Origin of the sequence: Paraburkholderia sp. RHO2 (assembly GCF_050955445.1) — a bacterium.
GTDB lineage: Bacteria > Actinomycetota > Actinomycetes > Mycobacteriales > Mycobacteriaceae > Prescottella > Prescottella agglutinans_A.
Window position 1 is genome coordinate 5,355,596 of sequence record NZ_CP162617.1, and the last position, 17,588, is coordinate 5,373,183.

General features: G+C 68.5%; 17 protein-coding genes. 9 read left to right on the forward strand and 8 right to left on the reverse strand.

The window, feature by feature from the left end:
- Positions 1-56: 56 nt before the first annotated feature.
- Positions 57-1,415 (reverse strand): MFS transporter, encoded by a 1,359-nt coding sequence (locus tag ABTV10_RS24855; protein ID WP_499031520.1) that lies wholly within the window; start codon positions 1,413-1,415, stop codon positions 57-59.
- Between the two features lie 329 nt (positions 1,416-1,744).
- On the opposite strand from ABTV10_RS24855, the gene ABTV10_RS24860 reads away from it, so the two are divergent.
- Positions 1,745-2,767, forward strand: coding sequence for an AraC family transcriptional regulator (locus ABTV10_RS24860; protein ID WP_499031523.1), 1,023 nt, complete (start codon positions 1,745-1,747; stop codon positions 2,765-2,767).
- Positions 2,768-2,854: 87 nt separating this feature from the next.
- On the opposite strand, the gene ABTV10_RS24865 is transcribed toward ABTV10_RS24860, so the two are convergent.
- Complete coding sequence (locus ABTV10_RS24865) at positions 2,855-3,226, reverse strand: nuclear transport factor 2 family protein (RefSeq protein WP_499031525.1); 372 nt, start codon at positions 3,224-3,226, stop codon at positions 2,855-2,857.
- Between the two features lie 160 nt (positions 3,227-3,386).
- Here ABTV10_RS24865 and ABTV10_RS24870 point away from each other — a divergent pair, with 160 nt between their 5' ends.
- Positions 3,387-4,898, forward strand: coding sequence for a lipase family protein (locus ABTV10_RS24870; protein ID WP_499031528.1), 1,512 nt, complete (start codon positions 3,387-3,389; stop codon positions 4,896-4,898).
- Positions 4,899-4,970: 72 nt separating this feature from the next.
- Here ABTV10_RS24870 and leuS read toward each other — a convergent pair whose 3' ends face one another.
- Entirely contained in the window at positions 4,971-7,811 is a 2,841-nt protein-coding gene (gene leuS, locus ABTV10_RS24875; RefSeq protein ID WP_499031531.1) for a leucine--tRNA ligase, read from the reverse strand.
- Positions 7,812-7,925: 114 nt separating this feature from the next.
- Between leuS and ABTV10_RS24880 the strand changes: the two genes are divergently transcribed.
- The gene (locus tag ABTV10_RS24880) at positions 7,926-8,321 is read left to right on the forward strand and encodes an SdpI family protein (RefSeq protein ID WP_499031533.1); all 396 of its coding nucleotides are present in this window, start codon (positions 7,926-7,928) and stop codon (positions 8,319-8,321) included.
- Between the two features lie 17 nt (positions 8,322-8,338).
- On the forward strand, positions 8,339-9,316 hold the full coding sequence (locus tag ABTV10_RS24885; protein ID WP_499031536.1) for a hypothetical protein: 978 nt from the start codon (positions 8,339-8,341) through the stop codon (positions 9,314-9,316).
- A 3-nt stretch (positions 9,317-9,319) separates the two neighbouring features.
- Here the strand turns inward: ABTV10_RS24885 and ABTV10_RS24890 are convergent, their stop codons facing one another.
- Positions 9,320-10,162 carry a LysR family transcriptional regulator gene (locus tag ABTV10_RS24890; RefSeq protein ID WP_433608605.1) on the reverse strand — a complete coding sequence of 281 codons (843 nt, stop codon included), beginning with the start codon at positions 10,160-10,162 and terminating at the stop codon, positions 9,320-9,322.
- A gap of 84 nt (positions 10,163-10,246) precedes the next feature.
- On the opposite strand from ABTV10_RS24890, the gene ABTV10_RS24895 reads away from it, so the two are divergent.
- The 4 genes from ABTV10_RS24895 to ABTV10_RS24910 all read left to right on the forward strand — a co-directional run bounded on the left by ABTV10_RS24895 (position 10,247) and on the right by ABTV10_RS24910 (position 14,406).
- Positions 10,247-11,233 (forward strand): bile acid:sodium symporter family protein, encoded by a 987-nt coding sequence (locus tag ABTV10_RS24895; protein WP_499031539.1) that lies wholly within the window; start codon positions 10,247-10,249, stop codon positions 11,231-11,233.
- Between the two features lie 69 nt (positions 11,234-11,302).
- Positions 11,303-12,730: a glutamate decarboxylase gene (gad, locus tag ABTV10_RS24900; protein ID WP_499031542.1), complete on the forward strand. Its 1,428-nt coding sequence runs from the start codon at positions 11,303-11,305 to the stop codon at positions 12,728-12,730.
- Positions 12,731-12,755: 25 nt separating this feature from the next.
- Positions 12,756-13,367, forward strand: a complete 612-nt coding sequence (locus ABTV10_RS24905) for an AAA family ATPase (RefSeq protein ID WP_433608609.1) — start codon at positions 12,756-12,758, stop codon at positions 13,365-13,367.
- Between the two features lie 64 nt (positions 13,368-13,431).
- The gene (locus ABTV10_RS24910) at positions 13,432-14,406 is read left to right on the forward strand and encodes an alpha/beta hydrolase (RefSeq protein ID WP_499031545.1); all 975 of its coding nucleotides are present in this window, start codon (positions 13,432-13,434) and stop codon (positions 14,404-14,406) included.
- Between the two features lie 4 nt (positions 14,407-14,410).
- Here ABTV10_RS24910 and ABTV10_RS24915 read toward each other — a convergent pair whose 3' ends face one another.
- The 4 genes from ABTV10_RS24915 to ABTV10_RS24930 form a co-directional block, all read right to left on the reverse strand.
- Positions 14,411-15,016, reverse strand: a complete 606-nt coding sequence (locus ABTV10_RS24915; protein WP_499031548.1) for a YqgE/AlgH family protein — start codon at positions 15,014-15,016, stop codon at positions 14,411-14,413.
- Positions 15,017-15,080: 64 nt separating this feature from the next.
- Complete coding sequence (locus ABTV10_RS24920; protein ID WP_499031551.1) at positions 15,081-15,341, reverse strand: YgaP family membrane protein; 261 nt, start codon at positions 15,339-15,341, stop codon at positions 15,081-15,083.
- A 29-nt stretch (positions 15,342-15,370) separates the two neighbouring features.
- The gene (locus ABTV10_RS24925) at positions 15,371-15,706 is read right to left on the reverse strand and encodes a rhodanese-like domain-containing protein (protein WP_499031554.1); all 336 of its coding nucleotides are present in this window, start codon (positions 15,704-15,706) and stop codon (positions 15,371-15,373) included.
- A gap of 101 nt (positions 15,707-15,807) precedes the next feature.
- Positions 15,808-16,500, reverse strand: a complete 693-nt coding sequence (locus tag ABTV10_RS24930; protein WP_499031557.1) for a TetR/AcrR family transcriptional regulator — start codon at positions 16,498-16,500, stop codon at positions 15,808-15,810.
- Positions 16,501-16,640: 140 nt separating this feature from the next.
- On the opposite strand from ABTV10_RS24930, the gene ABTV10_RS24935 reads away from it, so the two are divergent.
- Entirely contained in the window at positions 16,641-17,588 is a 948-nt protein-coding gene (locus ABTV10_RS24935) for an NAD-dependent epimerase/dehydratase family protein (protein WP_499031559.1), read from the forward strand.

The following is a 17,588-nucleotide window of genomic DNA, read 5'->3' on the forward strand; positions in this document are numbered from 1 at the left end:
TGAAAGCCGGATCCGCACAGTCGATATCGAGATGGTTCGAAACGTCGGAGCGGGATCTATGCCGAAGCACTGGGGGCGAGCTCGCCCGCCGGTGCTCCGGGCGCCGCATGCGAGTTCTGCAGCCGCACCGATGCGAGCTTGCGGAGACCCGCCGGGTACAGCCTCATACCGACTACGAGCACGACGATCGACACGACGTACGCCAGCGGTACCCACTGCAGTGCGCCGAGCAGTCCGAGCCGGTCGGAGAGCAAGCCGACGACGAGCGGCCCCAAAGCCAGACCGAAGACATTGTTCGCGAGGGTACCCACACCGAAGGCCGACGCATGGATCGACGGATGTGAGAGGCTTGCGACGACTGCCGTTGTGGCACCGGAGAATCCGGAGCAGAAGAACGCGCCGATGCCCAGGAGGATCAACTGGGTGGGACCGTTGTCCAGCTGGAAGCCGATCATGAGGCACGCCATCGCGACGACGGCATACGCGATCGCGGCGCTCCATCGGCGCTCGGGCCGCCGACGCCCGAACCGATCGGCGGCGATGCCACAGAGCACCGTTCCGGCGCCGATCAGCAGGACGAACACCGAGGCCGCGAGACCGGCGCTGGACGCATCCATGCCGTGGTAGCGGTTGAAGTAGCTGGGAAGCCAGGCCAGCAGAACACCCGAAACGAAGAACTGGAGTCCGGCACCGACGTACGCACACACGAGTGAGGCATTGGTGAACAAGCTCGAGACGGGGGCACGTCCGCTCTCGGCGGCTCGTGCGCCGTGGGTCGACTGATCGGCACTGTGGCGGGCCAGTCGGTTTTCGCTGACGACGATTCGGAAGAGGATGACGAGGGTCATTCCGAACGCGGCCATGATCAGGAACGCCGCACGCCAACCGAGTCGGTCGGCGAGTACGCCGCCGAGCGCGACACCGATGACCGAACCGAAGAAGGCCGCACCGAGGAACGCCCCGCTGAGAGAGGCATGAAGCCGTGGAGCGAAGACACCGAGCATGACGGCCAGGCCCACGCTCGCGTAGGCGGCTTCACCGAACCCGATCAGAAACCGCGCTCCGAGCAGCTGGGTGTAGTTGCCCGCAGCGGCGCACAGGACAGTCGCCACACTCCACATGACCGCCATGAGCACGACGCTGCGGACGCGGCCCCAGCGGTCGGCCAGCAGCGACATGGGCAGCGCCAGGACGCCGACCATCAGGGCGACGACGCTCGTCAAGGCCGCCAGCTGCGAGTCCGACAGGTCCCACTCGGCCTTCAGGACGGGGAAGACTGAACTGAGCACCTGGCGGGACATGTAGTCCGACATCATCAAACCGAAGATGAGGGCGAATACGACCCACGGAAAGATCGTGGACCGAGGGCCGCCGGCGGCGGGCTCGGTGGCGGGGGACTGGGCCTCCGATTCCATGTGTGCTCCTGTTCGTGAAGGCATGAAGGGGTGCGACCGGTCGCCGGCACCACGCCGGTGCGGCAAATGGACTGCGCCCTTCCGAGGCGAGGATGCGGAGGCTCGACGAACACGCATCCGGACGGACTTCTGTTGCGCCGGAGTCGAATCCGGACGACGTATGGAGGTTGGGATCGCCAGGAGGCGGGCGGATCCGTACCGAACGTGCTCTTGACAGTGCGGACGGATGACACAAGCTGGGTGACGCATGTCACGCTATATGCTTCGGGCCGATGCCGCTTGACCGAATACGACAATCTGCTTGACAGTTTCAGACAGGATGGGAGCCGATGGCGAAAGTGGTGCGGGTACGCAGTTCCGTGCTGAACGAGTACGTGGAACTGGCCCAGTCACTCGGGTTGGATCCGCACCCGATCATGCGCGCGACGGGTATCAACCCGACCACCTTGGCGTCGGCGACGCCGGACACATGGCTCCCGGCGCAGGCGGTGGACGAATTGTTGGAACGCACCGCGGAGGCCACGTCCTGCGAGGACTTCGGGGTGCGGATGGCCGAAGGACGAAAGGTGTCGAATCTCGGACCGGTGGGAATGGTCGCGAGGGAGGAACCCGACGTCCGTAGTGCGCTCGAGGTGGTCCTGCGCCACATGAGGCTGCACAACGAGGCCATTCGGACCCGGTTGGTCGAGATGAACGGGCTCGCGACGCTGTATGTCGAGCCGGGACCCGGGACGACGCTCGGGCGTCAGTCGATCGAGTTGACCGTCGCGGCGGTGGCCCGCATCATCGGCAACTTCCTGCCGGAGGGTTGGTATCCGTTGTCCACCAGCTTCGTCCACGCTGCACCGGCGGCGCTCGACCTCCATCATAGGATGCTCGGACCCGACGTCACGTTCGACCGGGACTTCAACGGTCTCGTGCTCTACTCGCGGGATCTGGACTCGGTGAATCCGCTCTCGGACCCGCTCTTCCGGCCGTACGCACGGGAGTATCTCGATCTACTCGCGCCACCAGAGGACACCTCCGTCCCCGGTCGAGTGCGCGACCTGGTGGAGGCCCTCCTGCCCGGGGGGCGGTGTACCGCGACCCGCATCGCGCGCAGCCTCGGTGTCGACCAGCGGACGCTGAACCGCCGGCTGGCCCAGTCCGGGGAGACCTACTCGTCCATCGTCAGCTCCGTGCGCGCCGATCTCGCGCGGCGGTACATCACACGCGGTGACCGGAGCCTCACCGACATCGCCGGTGAGCTCGGGTTCTCGGACCTGAGTGCCTTCTCGCGGTGGTTCCGCCGACACTTCGGCGTCAGTCCGACGAAATGGGCTGCGCAGCAACATGAAATCGATCCGGTCTGAGCCCAGTTCCTCGGGGGCCGGCTCGTTCGCCACGGGCCGGAATCGCACAGCACGTGCCCGCGATTCCGGCCCCGCGGCCGACACGACCTAGCTGACGGTCATGTCCTCCGGCGCCCAGTACGCCCGGGTGCTGGTGATCTTGGCGTCGTCGTCAAATGTCATGACGTCGATCGGCTCGACGACGTAGGTCTGGTCGCCGGCCTTGGTGGTGACGCGGAAGTGGAACGCGGCGCTGTTGCCGGCGACGCGGATCGTCAGCAGTTCGGCCGTCTGATCCATCGACTCGATCGCGGTGAAGAACGAGCGGATCTCCTCGATGCCGCGCTTGGGCTCGGTGCCCACCGGATCCTCGACCGTGGCGCCCTCGGCGAACAGCGAGGCCACCGCGTCGGCGCTTTTGCCGCTGATCGCCTTCATGTACGACGCCACGGTGTTCTTGATGTCTTCTGCGGATGCCATGCCTGAACCTTTGGTCGTGGAACGAATTTCGGTGCTCTTGCGGCGGGCAGCGTAACCTGCCTCACACGTCCCGCACACCGCTCGGTCCCGCCCACCGGACACTCCCGACAATCCTCCGAAGCGAAGCGAGTCACGCTACGGCGCTGCTACCGTGCCGCGCATGTCAATCCAGCACGGGGGTATCTGGGTCAAATCGTTCGTCGCCGCCCTGTCGGCGACCGTCGTGGTCGGAGGTGGTGCAGCAGGCACCGCCGCCGCCCAATCGAGTGGCAGTGCGCTGCCGAACACCAGCATCGGCGGAGTGGGATCGACCGGCAGTGCCGCCGGACAGGGGTTCATCGGCGGCGGGTCGCTGACCGACGGCACCGGCTCGGACGGCACCGCGTCGAACGGCACCACGCCGATCACCGGCTCGCTGGGAACCGCCTCGTTGGCCCGGTCGGCGTTCGGTTCCTGGATTCCGGGCTCCGTCGAGTCGTCGGTGTCGCCACCGGATCTGACGCCGCCGGTGCTCGAGACGCTGCACCAGGAGATGCAGCCCTCCCCGATCGGTGACGCATTCTTCGACTTCTACCCGCCCGGCCTGCCCGGCATGGCGAACGGCCAGGTCATCGAGACCCGCGATGTCACGCCGGTCGCGAAGATGCTCCCGCTCGGGCCGACGCGCGAGGTGCGGCAGATCAAGGTGAAGTCCACCAACGCGCTGGGTGAGCCGTCGTTCGCGACGGCGACCCTCGTCATCCCGGCCGTGGAGTGGACCGGTCCGGGGCCGCGCCCGATCCTCGTGAACAACGTGCCGATCAACGGCCTCGGGCGGGCGTGCACCCCGTCGCACACCATGGCGAACGGGATCACACCGTCGACCAACTTGATCGAATTCCTCCGGCCCGTCACGAACAAGGCCGAGGAACGCGGCTATGCCGTACTCATCCCCGACCACGAGGGCCCGCAGATGGCGTACGCCGAGCCGTACGTCGCCGGGCACGCGATCCTCGACACCATCCGCGGCATCCGCAACGAGTACCCGGCGGAGTTCGGCAGCAGCAAGCTCGCGATGATGGGCTACTCCGGCGGAGCGATCGCGACGAGCGGCGCGGTGAAGCTGATCGATTCGTACGCACCCGAACTGGCCCCCGACATCGTCGGTGCCGCATTCGGTGGTGTGCCCGCCGACTTCCAGATGCTCGGACGCACCATGAACGGCAACCTCGCCAGTGGGCTCTTCCTCGGGGCGGTGTTCGGGATCTCGCGGGAACGACCCGAGATCCTGCCTCTGATCAACGGTCTCGGTCAGCGGCTGGTCATCTCCGGCATCAAGGACCAGTGCGTGAGCGGTCTCACCACCCTCGGCTTCCTCAATGCACCCGTCGAGGCCCTCGCGAACGTCAAGGACGCTCTGGATTCTCCTGTCGCGCACCATATCTACGACATCACGAAGATGGCGGACATAAAGTCCGGCACCGCGCTCTACATCTACAACGGCGGCCAGGACTGGTGGATCCCCGCCCTGGGTGCCCGCAACCTCTACGACGAGCAGTGCGGACTCGGCGTCCGCGCGGTGTACCGACAGGTGCCCGGTGAACACCTCCTCGGCGAGGCCATCGGGAACCCCGGGGCGTTCGACTGGGTGGACGCCCTCTTCCAGGGGCAGCCCGCACCCGACGAGTGCTGAACCACCTCACGTACAGCTCAAGGGTCCCTTCACGCGCTGCGAGCGTGTGAAGGGACCCTTGAGCTGTTGCGACTAGAGGACGACGTTCACCATCTTGCCGGGGACGACGATCACCTTGCGGGGATCCTTGCCGTCCAGCAGGGCGACGATCTTCTCGTCCGCGAGGGCGATCTTCTCGATGTCCTCGCGTGCCGCGTCGACCGCCACGTTGATGCGGCTGCGGACCTTGCCGTTGACCTGGATCGGGTACTCGACGGTGTCCTCGACCAGCCACTTCTCGTCGGCGGCCGGGAACGGGCCGTGCGCCAGCGACTCGGTGTGACCCAGGCGCGACCACAGCTCCTCCGCGAGGTGCGGGGCGACCGGGCCGAGCATGAGCGCGAGCGGCTCGACCACCGAGCGCGGGGCACCGGCCGGGTACTCCTTGGTGAGGTGGTTGGTGTACTCGATCAGCTTGGCCACCGCGGTGTTGTCGCGCAGCGCCGCGTAGTCCTCGGCGACACCGGCGATCGTCTTGTTGAGGGCACGCAGCGTGTCCTCCGACGGCTCCGCGTCGGTGACGCGCAGGTCGCCGGTCTCCTCGTCGACGACGACGCGCCACGCCCGCTGCAGGAAGCGGTGCGCACCGATGACATCCTTGGTCGCCCACGGACGCGAGGTGTCCAGCGGACCCATCGCCATCTCGTAGACACGCAGGGTGTCGGCCCCGAACTCGTCACAGATCTGGTCCGGCGCAACGGAATTCTTGAGGCTCTTGCCCATCTTTCCGTACTCGCGCTTGACCTCGGCGCCCTGGTAGAAGAACTTGCCGTCCTCCTCGGTCACCTCGGCCGCCGGCACGTACACGCCGCGCTCGTCGGTGTACGCGTACGCCTGGATGTAGCCCTGGTTGTACAGGCGGCGGTACGGCTCGCTGGAGCTGACGTAGCCCAGGTCGAAGAGCACCTTGTGCCAGAACCGCGAGTACAGCAGGTGCAGCACCGCGTGCTCGACACCGCCGACGTAGAGGTCGACGCCACCGGGATCGTTGGGGCCGTGGATGTCCGGACGCGGACCGGTCCAGTAGGCCTCGTTCTCCGGGGCGACGAACTGCTCGCTGTTGGTGGGGTCGATGTAGCGCAGCTGGTACCACGAGCTGCCCGCCCACTGCGGCATCACGTTGGTGTCGCGGTGGTAGCTCTTGAGGCCGTCGCCGAGGTCGAGCTCGACATCGACCCAGTCGGACGCCTTCGCGAGCGGGGGAGACGGCTCCGAGCTGGCGTCGTCCGGATCGAACGACACCGGCGCGTAGTCCTCGACCTCGGGAAGTTCCACCGGCAGAGCCGATTCCGGCAGCGGGTGGGCGACGCCCTGCTCGTCGTAGACGATCGGGAACGGCTCGCCCCAGTAACGCTGACGCGCGAACAGCCAGTCGCGCAGCTTGTACTGGATGGTGCCCGTGCCGACGCCCTCCGCCTCGAGCCGCTCGATGACGGCCTTCTTGGCGTCCGCGACGTTCAGGCCGTCGAGGTACTCCGAGTTCACCAGCGGACCGTCACCGGTGTACGCCGACTCGGACAGGTCGCCGCCCTTGATGACCTCGACGATGTCCAGGCCGAACGCGGTCGCGAACTCCCAGTCGCGCTGGTCGTGGCCCGGGACGGCCATGATCGCGCCGGTGCCGTAGCCGGTGAGCACGTAGTCGGCGATGAACACCGGCAGCTCGTGGCCGTTGACCGGGTTGACGGCGTAGACGCCGAGGAAGACGCCGGTCTTCTCCTTGTTCTCCTGGCGCTCGAGATCGCTCTTGGCCGCGATGGACGCGCGGTACGCCTTGACGGCCTCGGCCGGGGTGGCCGCGCCACCGGTCCAGCGCGGGTCGACGCCCTCGGGCCACTCGGCCGCCACCAGCTGGTCCACCAGCTCGTGCTCGGGGGCCAGCGTCACGTACGTGGCGCCGAACAGCGTGTCCGGACGCGTGGTGAACACCTCGATGTCGTGGCCGTTCGAGTCGAACTTCACCTGGGCGCCGTGCGAGCGTCCGATCCAGTTGCGCTGCATGGACTTGACCTTGTCCGGCCAGTCCAGGTACTCGAGGTCGTCGACCAGGCGGTCGGAGTACGCGGTGATGCGCATCATCCACTGCTGCAGGTGCTTGCGGAACACCGGGAAGTTGCCGCGCTCGCTGCGGCCGTCCGCGGTGACCTCCTCGTTGGCCAGCACCGTACCCAGACCCGGGCACCAGTTGACCATCGAATCCGAGTGGTAGACAAGGCGGTACGAGTCCAGCACCTTGCTGCGCTCGACGGCGTCCAGCGACGCCCAGTCCCGTCCGTCGCCCGGAGTGCGCTCCCCCGAGGCGAACTCGGCCTCGAGCTCGCTGATGCGACGCGCCTTGCCCTGCGCGGTGTCGTACCAGGCGTTGTAGATCTGCAGGAAGATCCACTGCGTCCAGTGGTAGAAGTCGACGTCCGTCGTCGCGATCGAGCGGCGCTCGTCGTGGCCCAGGCCCAGACGGCGCAGCTGACGCTGCATGTTCGCGATATTCGCCTCGGTCGTGGTGCGCGGATGCGTGCCCGTCTGCACCGCGTACTGCTCGGCCGGCAGACCGAAGGCGTCGTAGCCGAGGGTGTGCAGGACGTTGTGGCCCTGCATGCGGTGGTACCGCGCGAAGACGTCGGTGGCGATGTAGCCGAGCGGATGGCCCACGTGCAGGCCCGCACCCGACGGGTACGGGAACATGTCCTGCACGAACAGCTTGTCCGCGGGCACGTCGCCGGCAAGTGGCCCCACCGGGTTGGGCGCATTGAAGGTCCCGCGCTCGCTCCACAGGTCCTGCCAGCGCTTCTCGATGCGGCCGGCGAGCTCCGCGGTGTAGCGGTGCTGCGGCGTCGAGTCGTCGGGGGAGGGGGCTTGCTGAACTGGCTCGGTCACTGTGGTCGCTATCTACTTGGATGACGGGAATTCCGTCAACCAGGGTAAAGCGTCGGCGGACCCCGAGGACACCCAGGAACACCGGCCCGCCCTACCACGCTCTATCGTGGATGCGTGGTCATCGTCGCTGTCGTGCTGTTCATCGCCGCTGTCGCGCTCGCCGCAGTGGGCATCGCCGGACTGACCGGTCGCCTCGAACGCAACCGCTGGGCCGGTGTGCGCACCCCCCAATCGCTGCGCGACGACGAGACGTTCGCGCTGGCCAACAAGGTCGCCGCCCCCACTATGCTGGCGTCGGCTGCGGTGCTGGTGATCGGCGGTCTCGCCGCAATCCTGCTCGACGGCGCCCTGCCGCTCGTCGCGGTGATCGTCGCCCTGGTCGGCGCCTTCTTCATCACCGCCGCCGGCGGCACCCTCGGCTCCAAGGCCGCGGGTGCGCTGCCCGAGACCAGCGGCTGCGGTACGTCCTGCGGCGCCTGCAGCCTCAAGGGCGCGTGCGAACCGGCCTGACTGGTTGAATCCCGGGTGTGACCACACCCACACCAGGCCCGCGCCTCATCGACCCTGCGGGCGCCTTCTTCGGCGTCGTCGTTCCGGCACTGGCTGCGGCCGCGGGCGTCGTGGCGACCTACATTCTCGAACCCCGACTGCCCGAGCAGATCGCGACCCAGTGGTCCGGGGGCAGTTCCACCGGTTTCACGAGTCCCGTCGCGAGCGCGTGGTCGATGGCCGCGATCGTGCTGCTCATCGGCGGCGGCTGCAGCGGCATCGCGGCGCTCGCCCAGGCCCAGCTGATGATGCGCCGGATCATGTTGCTGATCGGACTCACCGTCGTCGGCGTGATCGTCGCGGGGGAGATCGCGATGATCGTCGGGCAGGTCGACACGGCCGCGACCGACGCCGCGATGCCGGTCGAGGCGCTCGGGCCGGGGCTGGTGCTCGGCGCGGTCGTCGGTCTCGTCGGCGCGTCGCTGCTGCGCGACTACCGCGTCCGCACCCTCGCCACCGAGGCGCCGGCCGCGGACCTGCCGCGCGGCGCGGTGGAACTGCCGATCACCGACCAGGTCGGCATGAGCGCGGGCGGCCTGCTGGCGACGGCGCTCGTTCTCGCGGCCCCCGCGGTCCTGATGTGCTGGCTGGCGGACGCGTGGTGGCCGCTGGGCCTGTATCTGCCCGCGGTGCTCCTGGCTGTCACCATCCTGCAGTTCCGACTGGTCGTCGACGCCGACAGCATCCGCGTGCAGAACATGGGCATGGCGGCGATCGAATACGGCACCGACGAGGTGCTCGGCGCGAAGGTCACGCACCTGCGCCCGTTCCAGGACTTCGGTGGCTGGGGGCTCAAGGCGAAGGGCCGGGGCAACTACGGCGTCGTCACCCGCACGGGACCCGCCGTGGTGATCACGTTCGCCTGCGGGCACCAGCTCACCGTCACCACCCCGAGGGCCGAGGAGATCGCCGGCGCCCTCAACACCCTCGCCGACCGGCGCCTCGCCCGGTCGTGACCGTCACAACGCGGACGCCCGGATCGCCTCCATGAGCGCCGACTCGGGGCCGCTGGGCGTGCTCGACCGCCCCAACAGCACGAACTCGACGTCCCCCGGGTCCGGCAGGCCGAGGCGATCGCCGACGGGCCGCAGCTCGGTCGGCAGCAGCGAACTCGCGTGCACGATGACCCCGAGACCCGCCAGGACGGCGGCGCGCAGTCCCGCGCGGCTGTTGGCCAGGCAGGTGATCCGGCTCGGCAGCCGCGCCGTCTCGAGCGCGCCGAGGGCGCACGCGCGGGTGATGCTCGGCGGGGGATACACGACGAGCGGCACCGGGGTCGACGGATCCCACTGGGACTCGGGCGTCCCGCCCCACACCAGCCGGTCGCGCCACACCAGCTCCCCGTGTGTCTCGCCGGGCCGGCGCATGACGAACGCGAGATCGAGGTCACCGGCCCGCAGCTGCGCATGGACCGCGCGGCTCAGACCGACTGTGAGCTGGAGGTCCACGAGGGGGTGCGTGCGCCGGAAGTCCCGCAGGATCTCCGGCAGCCCCTTGGCGACCAGATCCTCGGCCGCCCCGAACCGCAGCCGCCCGGTGAGCGTCGAGCCCTCGAAGTACCGGCTGGCCCGGTCGTGCGCGTCGAGGATCGACCGCGCGAAACCGACCATCGCGGAGCCGTCGGCGGTGAGATCGACGGTGTGCGTGTCACGCGCGACGAGCTCGCAGCCCGCCGCCTTCTCGAGCCGGGAGATGTGCCCACTGACGGTGGACTGGCGCAGCCCCAGCTGCCGCGCGGCGGCCGTGAACCCACCCGTCTGCTCGACGGCGAGGAAAGTCCTGAGGAGAACCGGATCGAACATGCGTCCTGCATATCACGAAGCGTGATCACAGTTAACTACTCGAACGGCTTTCATGATCGATTCGGCGACATATACCGTTGACCGGTGAAGTTTCTGAGCAGGTTCTACATCGACGGATTCATCCTGGCCATCGTCACGGTGGCGATCCTCGGCAGCCTGTTCCCCGTATCCGGCAGCGGCCAGACCGTGCTCGACTGGGCCACCAAGATCGCGATCGGATTCCTGTTCCTGCTCTACGGTGCGCGCCTGTCGCCGGCCGAGGCGCTGCAGGGCCTCAAGCACTGGCGCCTGCACTCGGTGGTGTTCGCCGCGACGTTCGTGCTGTTCCCGCTCATCGGACTGGCACTGCGGATCCTGGTGCCGACGGTCATCACCGACGAGATGTACACCGGCATCCTCTACCTGTGCCTGGTGCCGTCGACGGTGCAGTCGTCGATCGCGTTCACGTCGATCGCGCGCGGCAACGTCGCGGGCGCCATCGTCAGCGCGTCGTTCTCCAACCTGGTGGGCGTGTTCGTCACGCCGCTGCTGGTGATCCTGCTGATGAACACCACCGGCGAGGCGACGGTGGACTTCTCGTCGGTGCTCGACATCGTCCTGCAGTTGCTGCTGCCGTTCATGATCGGTCAGCTGATCCGGCCGCTAGTCATCGACTGGCTGCAGAAGTACGCGGAACCGACCAAGCTCGTCGACCGCGGGTCGATCCTGCTCGTCGTGTTCTCGGCGTTCAGCGAGTCGATGAACGAGCACATCTGGAGCACCGTGACGGTTCTCGAGATCCTCGCGGTGGTCGCGGTGTGCTGCGGCATTCTCGCCGCGGTCCTCGGCATCACCGCGTTCGCCGGCAAGAAGCTGGGTTTCTCGCTGCCGGACCGCATCGTCATCATCTTCTGCGGCTCCAAGAAGAGCCTCGCGACGGGCCTACCGATGGCGTCCGTGCTGTTCGCCGGTCAGCCCGTAGGCCTGATCGTGCTGCCGCTGATGATCTTCCATCAGATACAGCTGATCGTCTGCGCAGCGCTCGCGCAGAGGTTCGCGAAACGGACCGATCCGCAGTCGATCACTTCCTGACCTCCCGCTCGTTCACGCACGCTGCCGCGGCACCTGGGGTTCAATGGGAGGGACCGTTCAGGTGTCCGTGTGTCTGCTGGAACTGCAGACGTGCTGTCGGAGGCGAACGTGAGCAACAGTCAACCCGACGAGTCCCGCGAACTCATCATGCCCGCCTACACGGGCCGGCTCGAAACGAATCCCGTTCCCGCACTACGCCTGCCCGACGACTCGATGGACTCGCGCGCGGCGTACCGGTTCATCCACGACGAGCTGATGCTCGACGGCAGCTCGCGGCTCAACCTCGCGACGTTCGTGACGACGTGGATGGACCCCGAGGCCGGCATGCTGATGGCCGAGACGTTCGACAAGAACCTCATCGACAAGGACGAGTACCCGGCCACGTCGGCCATCGAGCAGCGCTGCGTCAACATGGTGGCCGCGCTGTTCAACGCGCCGGGATTGTCCGACACCGATCCCGCATCGGCGACCGGCGTCTCGACGATCGGCTCGAGCGAGGCCGTCATGCTCGCGGGGCTGGCGATGAAGTGGCGCTGGCGGCAGGCGCGCGAGCGGGCCGGCCTGGACGCGTCGAAGCCGAAACTGGTGATGGGCAGCAACGTTCAGGTGGTCTGGGAGAAGTTCTGCCGCTACTTCGACGTCGAACCGGTGTACCTGCCGATGGAGCCGGGGCGGTACGTGATCACCACGGAGCAGGTCACGGCGGCGGTAGACGAGAACACGATCGGCGTGGTCGCGATCTTCGGGACCACGTACACCGGCGAACTCGAACCGGTGCAGGACATCGCGGAGGCGCTCGACAAGCTGGCCGCGGGCGGCGGACCCGACGTCCCGGTGCACGTGGACGCCGCCAGCGGCGGATTCGTGGTTCCGTTCCTGCATCCGGAACTGTTGTGGGACTTTCGGATTCCTCGAGTCATCTCGATCAACGTGAGCGGCCACAAGTACGGCCTGACGTATCCGGGCATCGGGTTCGTGGTGTGGCGCGACGGCGAACACCTGCCCGAGGAACTGGTGTTCCGGGTGAACTATCTCGGCGGCGACATGCCCACGTTCACGCTCAACTTCTCGCGTCCCGGCAACCAGATCGTGGGCCAGTACTACAACTTCCTGCGACTCGGCCGCTCCGGATACCGGAGCATCATGCAGACACTGCGGACCACCGCGATGTGGTTGAGCGGCAAGCTCGCCGAGGAAGGCGACTTCCGGGTCATCAGCAACGGCTCGGCCATCCCGGTCATCACGTTCGACCTCACCGGCGATCCGGGGTTCACGGTCTTCGACCTGTCCCACGAGCTGCGCGCCCGCGGCTGGCAGGTACCCGCCTACACGATGCCCGCCGACGCGACCGACGTCGCGGTCCTGCGCATCGTGGTCCGCGAGGGCTTCAGCGCCGACCTGGCGCGGCAGCTGTTCGACGACATCGTCGACGTGTGCGGCCACCTGCGCAAGGAGGGCGTCGCCATCCACTCCGAGGCCCAGCACTTCGCGCACTGATCGCCGCCGACCTAGACTCGGCGCCGTGCTCGTGTGGATCAACGGCGCGTTCGGCGCGGGAAAGACGCAGACGGCGTTCGAGTTGCATCGCCGCATCCCCCATTCGCATATCGCCGATCCCGAACTCATCGGGTTCGGGATCCACCGGATGCTCCCGGCCCCGGCGCGCGGCGACTTCCAGGACCGGCCGCAGTGGCGGTCGGCCGTGGTCGCGACACTCGCCGACGCGGCCGCAGCCCACGACGGACCTGTGATCGTTCCGATGACCCTCGTGAATCCGGACTACTTCGACGAGATCATGTCCGGTCTGGCGGCCGCGGACGTCGAGGTGCGGCACTACGCGCTGACCGCCTCGCCCGACACCCTCCGACGGCGGCTGCGGACGCGCAGCGGCTACTGGCTCGGACGGGCGGTGGGGCGGGACGAGACCTGGGCGATGCAGCAGATCGACCGCTGCGTCGCGGCCCTGGGGTCGGAGCGGTTCGCGGAGCACGTCGCCACCGACGATCGGGCCGTCGACGACGTCGTCGAGGACATCGCCGTACGCGCGGGCCTGCCGCTCCCGGGGGCCCGGATGAATCGGGTTCGCTACCAGGTGCGACGAGCCGCGGTGGGAGTCAGGCACATTCGTCTCTGAGGCGCGTTTGCTCCTGCGGCCGAACGGGTATTCGAGCCGAGATCCCGCCACGAAGGAGCCGAGAATGTCCACGCTGCCCGATCCGCCCGAACCCGTACTGGAGACCGCCGCAAGGGAACTCACGCAGGCTACGGCGCCGCATCCACGGATCTATGAGGTCCCACCCGAGCAGGGCCGCGAGATCCTCGCCGAACTGCAGAACGGCGAGGGGGTCGAGAAACCCCCGGTCGACGAACGGTGGGTGGACGTCGACGCCGAACCGCACGGGACGGTTCGAACCCGCATCGTGCGGCCCGCATGGGCGGTCGGCGACCTGCCGGTGCTGATCTACATCCACGGTGCCGGTTGGGTGTTCGGCGACGAGAACACCCACGATCGGATCGTCCGTGAACTCGCGGTGGGCGCCGGCGTCACGGCGGTGTTCCCCGTCTACGACCGGGCACCGGAAGCGAAGTATCCGGTGCAGATCGAGCAGAACTACGCGGTGGCGCAGTGGGTCGGCAAATACGGTCACGAATACGCCATGGATCCGTCCCACATCGCAGTGTGCGGCGACTCGGTCGGCGGAAACATGGCAACCGTGCTGGCCCTGATGGCCGCCGAACGCGGCGACGTCGACCTGCACGCGCAGGTGCTGCTCTACCCGGTCACGAACGCCGACTTCGAGACGGCGTCGTACCGGCAATTCAGCGACGGCTACTACCTCACCCGCGACGAGATGAAGTGGTTCTGGGACCAGTACCTACCCGATCCGGCCCAGCGCAGCGACGTGTACGCGTCCCCGCTGCAGACGCCGGAAGACCGGTTGGCGGCCCTGCCGGCGACACTCGTGATCACCGACGAGGCGGACGTCCTGCGAGACGAGGGCGAGGCGTACGCGGCGAAAATGCGGGCCGCCGGCGTCGATGTCACCGCCGTCCGGGTCGCCGGAATGGTGCACGACTTCATGATGCTCGACAGCCTCCGGGACTGCCGGGCGACGGCGGCCGCGCTCACCCTCGCGACCGACACCGTCCGCCGCACGCTCTCGCCCGGATGAGTGCTCAGTTCAGGTCGACGTCGATGGGGTGGGTCGCGAGCAACGCGAGCGGCATCGGCTGGCGCCGCAGCACCTGACCCCAGACGTCCACGCGAGGCGGGCTGACGACATCGGAAGCCAACGCGGACAACACGATCCAGTCATCGTGCTCGATCTCGGAGTCGAGCTGACCGAACGTCCAGCCCGCGTAGCCGGCGAAGATCCGCAGCCCCTCGATCACCGGCGCGATCGCGTCGGGGTCGGCGTCGAGGTCCACCATGACGACGCGGCCGTCGATGCGGCGCAGACCGTCGACATCGGTGATGTCGGCGCCGGTGCGCAGCGTCGCCAGGCACAGCGCGGCGTCGCGGGTGACCGGGCCGCCCACGTAGATCGCCTTGGGGTCGGCTGCGAGGTCCGCCCACTGCGGCAGGACCTCCTGCACGGAGGTGTCGCTGCGGCGGTTGATGACGACGCCGAGGCTGCCGGCGTCGTTGTGTTCGATCATGTAGACGACGGTCCGGCGGAACGTCGGCTCGAACAGCTCGGTCGATGACACCAGCAGGCTGCCGGGCCGCACCGCCGGCTGGGCCGGGGCCGTGCGGTCCTCAGGGTCCTCCGAGTGCGCCACTGGGTCATCATCTCATCGACGCGGCCCCGGCGGGAGGTGCCAACCGCGATCGGCCGTGTCGCGGCTAGGCCGCGTCGGCCTCGGTGCGGGTGGCGGGCAGCGGGCAGGAGGCGGCGCGGGGCACGCCGAGCTTCTGCAGGAGCAGGCTCATCGGGCACCAGCCGACCACCCCGTACAGGACGAGATTCGCCGACGCGAACGCCGTCAGACCGCGCCACCTGGGCGAGTGCCTGCGGCCGAGCAACAGGCTCGCGCCCACCACCGAACCGCCGAGCAGCGGGACGATGCGCTCGATGGACCAACCGGAATGCTTGGGCAGTGCCATTTCCAGATCTCCTCGTGGATGTGTGGCCGTCAGGCGGTGATCTCCAGACCTGCACGTCGCCACGCGTCCATGCCTCCGCGGACCGAGTAGGCCTCGGCGCCGGCGCGGGCGAGCACGCGGGCCGCGGTGGCCGACCGCCCGCCGGACCGGCAGATCGCGACGACCGGCCGATCGCCGACGGCGTCGGGGCCGCGTTCGATCACCTCGTGCAGCGGCAGGTGCGTCGCGCCGGGCGCGTGCCCCGAGTCCCATTCGGGACGAGACCGCACGTCCAGCAGGACCGCGCCCCCCGCGACGAGATTCCGGGCCTCGTGGACGTCGACGACGCCGTACGACTTGCGGAAGAACTTCGACAGTAGGGCCACCCCTGCTCGCTTTCTCCAGACCCCCGAGGGGGTCGTTCGATCCACACTGTATACCCCAAGGGGTATGGGGGTCGACGTGTCGTCGACCACGTTGCGACGGCCTACGCCAGCCCCAGGAGCTGGTCGAGGACCACCAGTTGGTGCTCGAACAGCGCAGCCGGATCGGCGAAGGTGTCGGCGCCATACTGCCCGAACACCTCGAAGTTCACCGCACCGAACAGCGCCGCCCAGGCCGTCACGCCGCGAGCGAGCAGGCCGTCGGGGAGGGTCAGGCCCATCTCGCCGCGGATCCGGTCCAGGTCGACGGCGAGTCCCGGATCGACCGGCGTCTCGGGCAGCGCGATCCCGCCGGCCCGGTACGCAGCCTCGATGATGCCCACCATCGCGACGACGACCCGGGTGCCAGGACCGGTCGTGCGCTCGGCCGGCGCGTGGTAGCCGGGCACCGGGCTGCCGAAGAGCAGCGCGTACCGGGCGGGTTCGCGCACGGCCCACGCCCGGACCGCGCGGGCGAGCGCGTGCATCCGGCCGCGGTGGTCGTCGGCGGGCAGCGCGTCGACGGCGGCGTCCACCTCCCCGCCCAACTCGGTGTAGCCGTCGACGACCAGCAGCGTCAGCAACTCGTCGCGGCTCGCGACGTACCGGTACACCGCCGACGAGACCACCCCCAGGTCCCGCGCGACGGCCCGCAGCGACAGCGCGGCCGCGCCGTGGGTGGCCAGGTGTTCGCGGCCGATGCGGGTGATCTCGGCGAGCGTCTGCTCGCGGGCACGTTCGCGCGGGGTGACGGTCATGCCCCCACCCTGCCCGAGAAACGAGAGCACTGTCAACAAAAGAGAGCAGTGCTCTTGACATCGCGACAGCGAGGGCGCATCGTGAGAACAGAGAGCAGTGCTCTCGATTCTGGACATCTCCTCGAGAAAGCGAGCACACCATGTCGAATCTGCAGGTAGTGACCGGGGCGGGACCCGTCGGCTGGACCGTCGCCGAGCAGCTGGCCGACGCCGGCCACGACGTGCGGGTGCTGACCCGCTCCGGCAGCGGACCGGTCCATCCGCGGATCGAGCGTCGACAGGTGGACGTCTCCGATCCCGCGGCCCTCGCACCCGCACTGGACGGGGCCACCGCGGTCTTCCACTGCATCCACGGCTCCGCGTACGACGCCCGCGCCTGGGAACGCGAGCTGCCCGCCGCCGAGCAGGTGGTGATGGACACCGCGCAGCGCGTCGGGGCCGTGGTGGTGTTCCCGGAGAGCCTGTACTCGTACGGCCGCCCCACCGGACCGATGACCGAGGACAGTCCGCGCGACGCGACCACCGGCAAGCTCGGCGTCCGCACCCGGCTGCTCGCGGCCCGGGCCGCACACCCGGTCCCCACGGTCAGCGTCGTCGCGTCCGACTTCTTCGGACCGCACGTCCGGACGGCGCACGCGGGGGAGCGGATGGTGCCGTCGGTCCTCGCCGGGAAGACCATTCGTGTGATGGGACGCGCCGACGTCGTCCATTCGTTCACGTACGTCCCGGATCTGGCGGCGGCGATGATCGCCGCGGCGCACGACACCAGACTGTGGAACACCGTGCTGCACGCACCGACCACGTCCGCGGTGACGCAGCGGCAGATGGTCGGGATCTTCGCGGACGCGGCGCAGGTCCCCGCACCGAAGGTGGGCACGCTGCCGGGGTGGCTGCTGCGCACCGTCGGCGCCGTGCACCGCCCCACCCGGGAGCTGGCCGAGACGCTGTACCAGTTCGACGCCCCGTTCGTGATGGACTCGCACCGCAGCGAGCAGTTGCTGGGTCTGGCGCCCACCCCGCTGGACGCGGCGGCCGCCGAGACCGTCCGGTGGTGGCGGAACGAGTTGACGGCGCGCGCCGACCGATAG

Bases quoted from the DNA above. Each gene is read 5' to 3' on its own strand.
- ABTV10_RS24855 (WP_499031520.1), bottom strand. From the start codon at position 1,415: ATGGAATCGGAGGCCCAGTCCCCCGCCACCGAGCCCGCCGCCGGCGGC.
- ABTV10_RS24860 (WP_499031523.1), top strand. From the start codon at position 1,745: ATGGCGAAAGTGGTGCGGGTACGCAGTTCCGTGCTGAACGAGTACGTG.
- ABTV10_RS24865 (WP_499031525.1), bottom strand. From the start codon at position 3,226: ATGGCATCCGCAGAAGACATCAAGAACACCGTGGCGTCGTACATGAAG.
- ABTV10_RS24870 (WP_499031528.1), top strand. From the start codon at position 3,387: ATGTCAATCCAGCACGGGGGTATCTGGGTCAAATCGTTCGTCGCCGCC.
- ABTV10_RS24890 (WP_433608605.1), bottom strand. From the start codon at position 10,162: ATGTTCGATCCGGTTCTCCTCAGGACTTTCCTCGCCGTCGAGCAGACG.
- ABTV10_RS24910 (WP_499031545.1), top strand. From the start codon at position 13,432: ATGTCCACGCTGCCCGATCCGCCCGAACCCGTACTGGAGACCGCCGCA.
- ABTV10_RS24920 (WP_499031551.1), bottom strand. From the start codon at position 15,341: ATGGCACTGCCCAAGCATTCCGGTTGGTCCATCGAGCGCATCGTCCCG.
- ABTV10_RS24930 (WP_499031557.1), bottom strand. From the start codon at position 16,500: ATGACCGTCACCCCGCGCGAACGTGCCCGCGAGCAGACGCTCGCCGAG.
- ABTV10_RS24935 (WP_499031559.1), top strand. From the start codon at position 16,641: ATGTCGAATCTGCAGGTAGTGACCGGGGCGGGACCCGTCGGCTGGACC.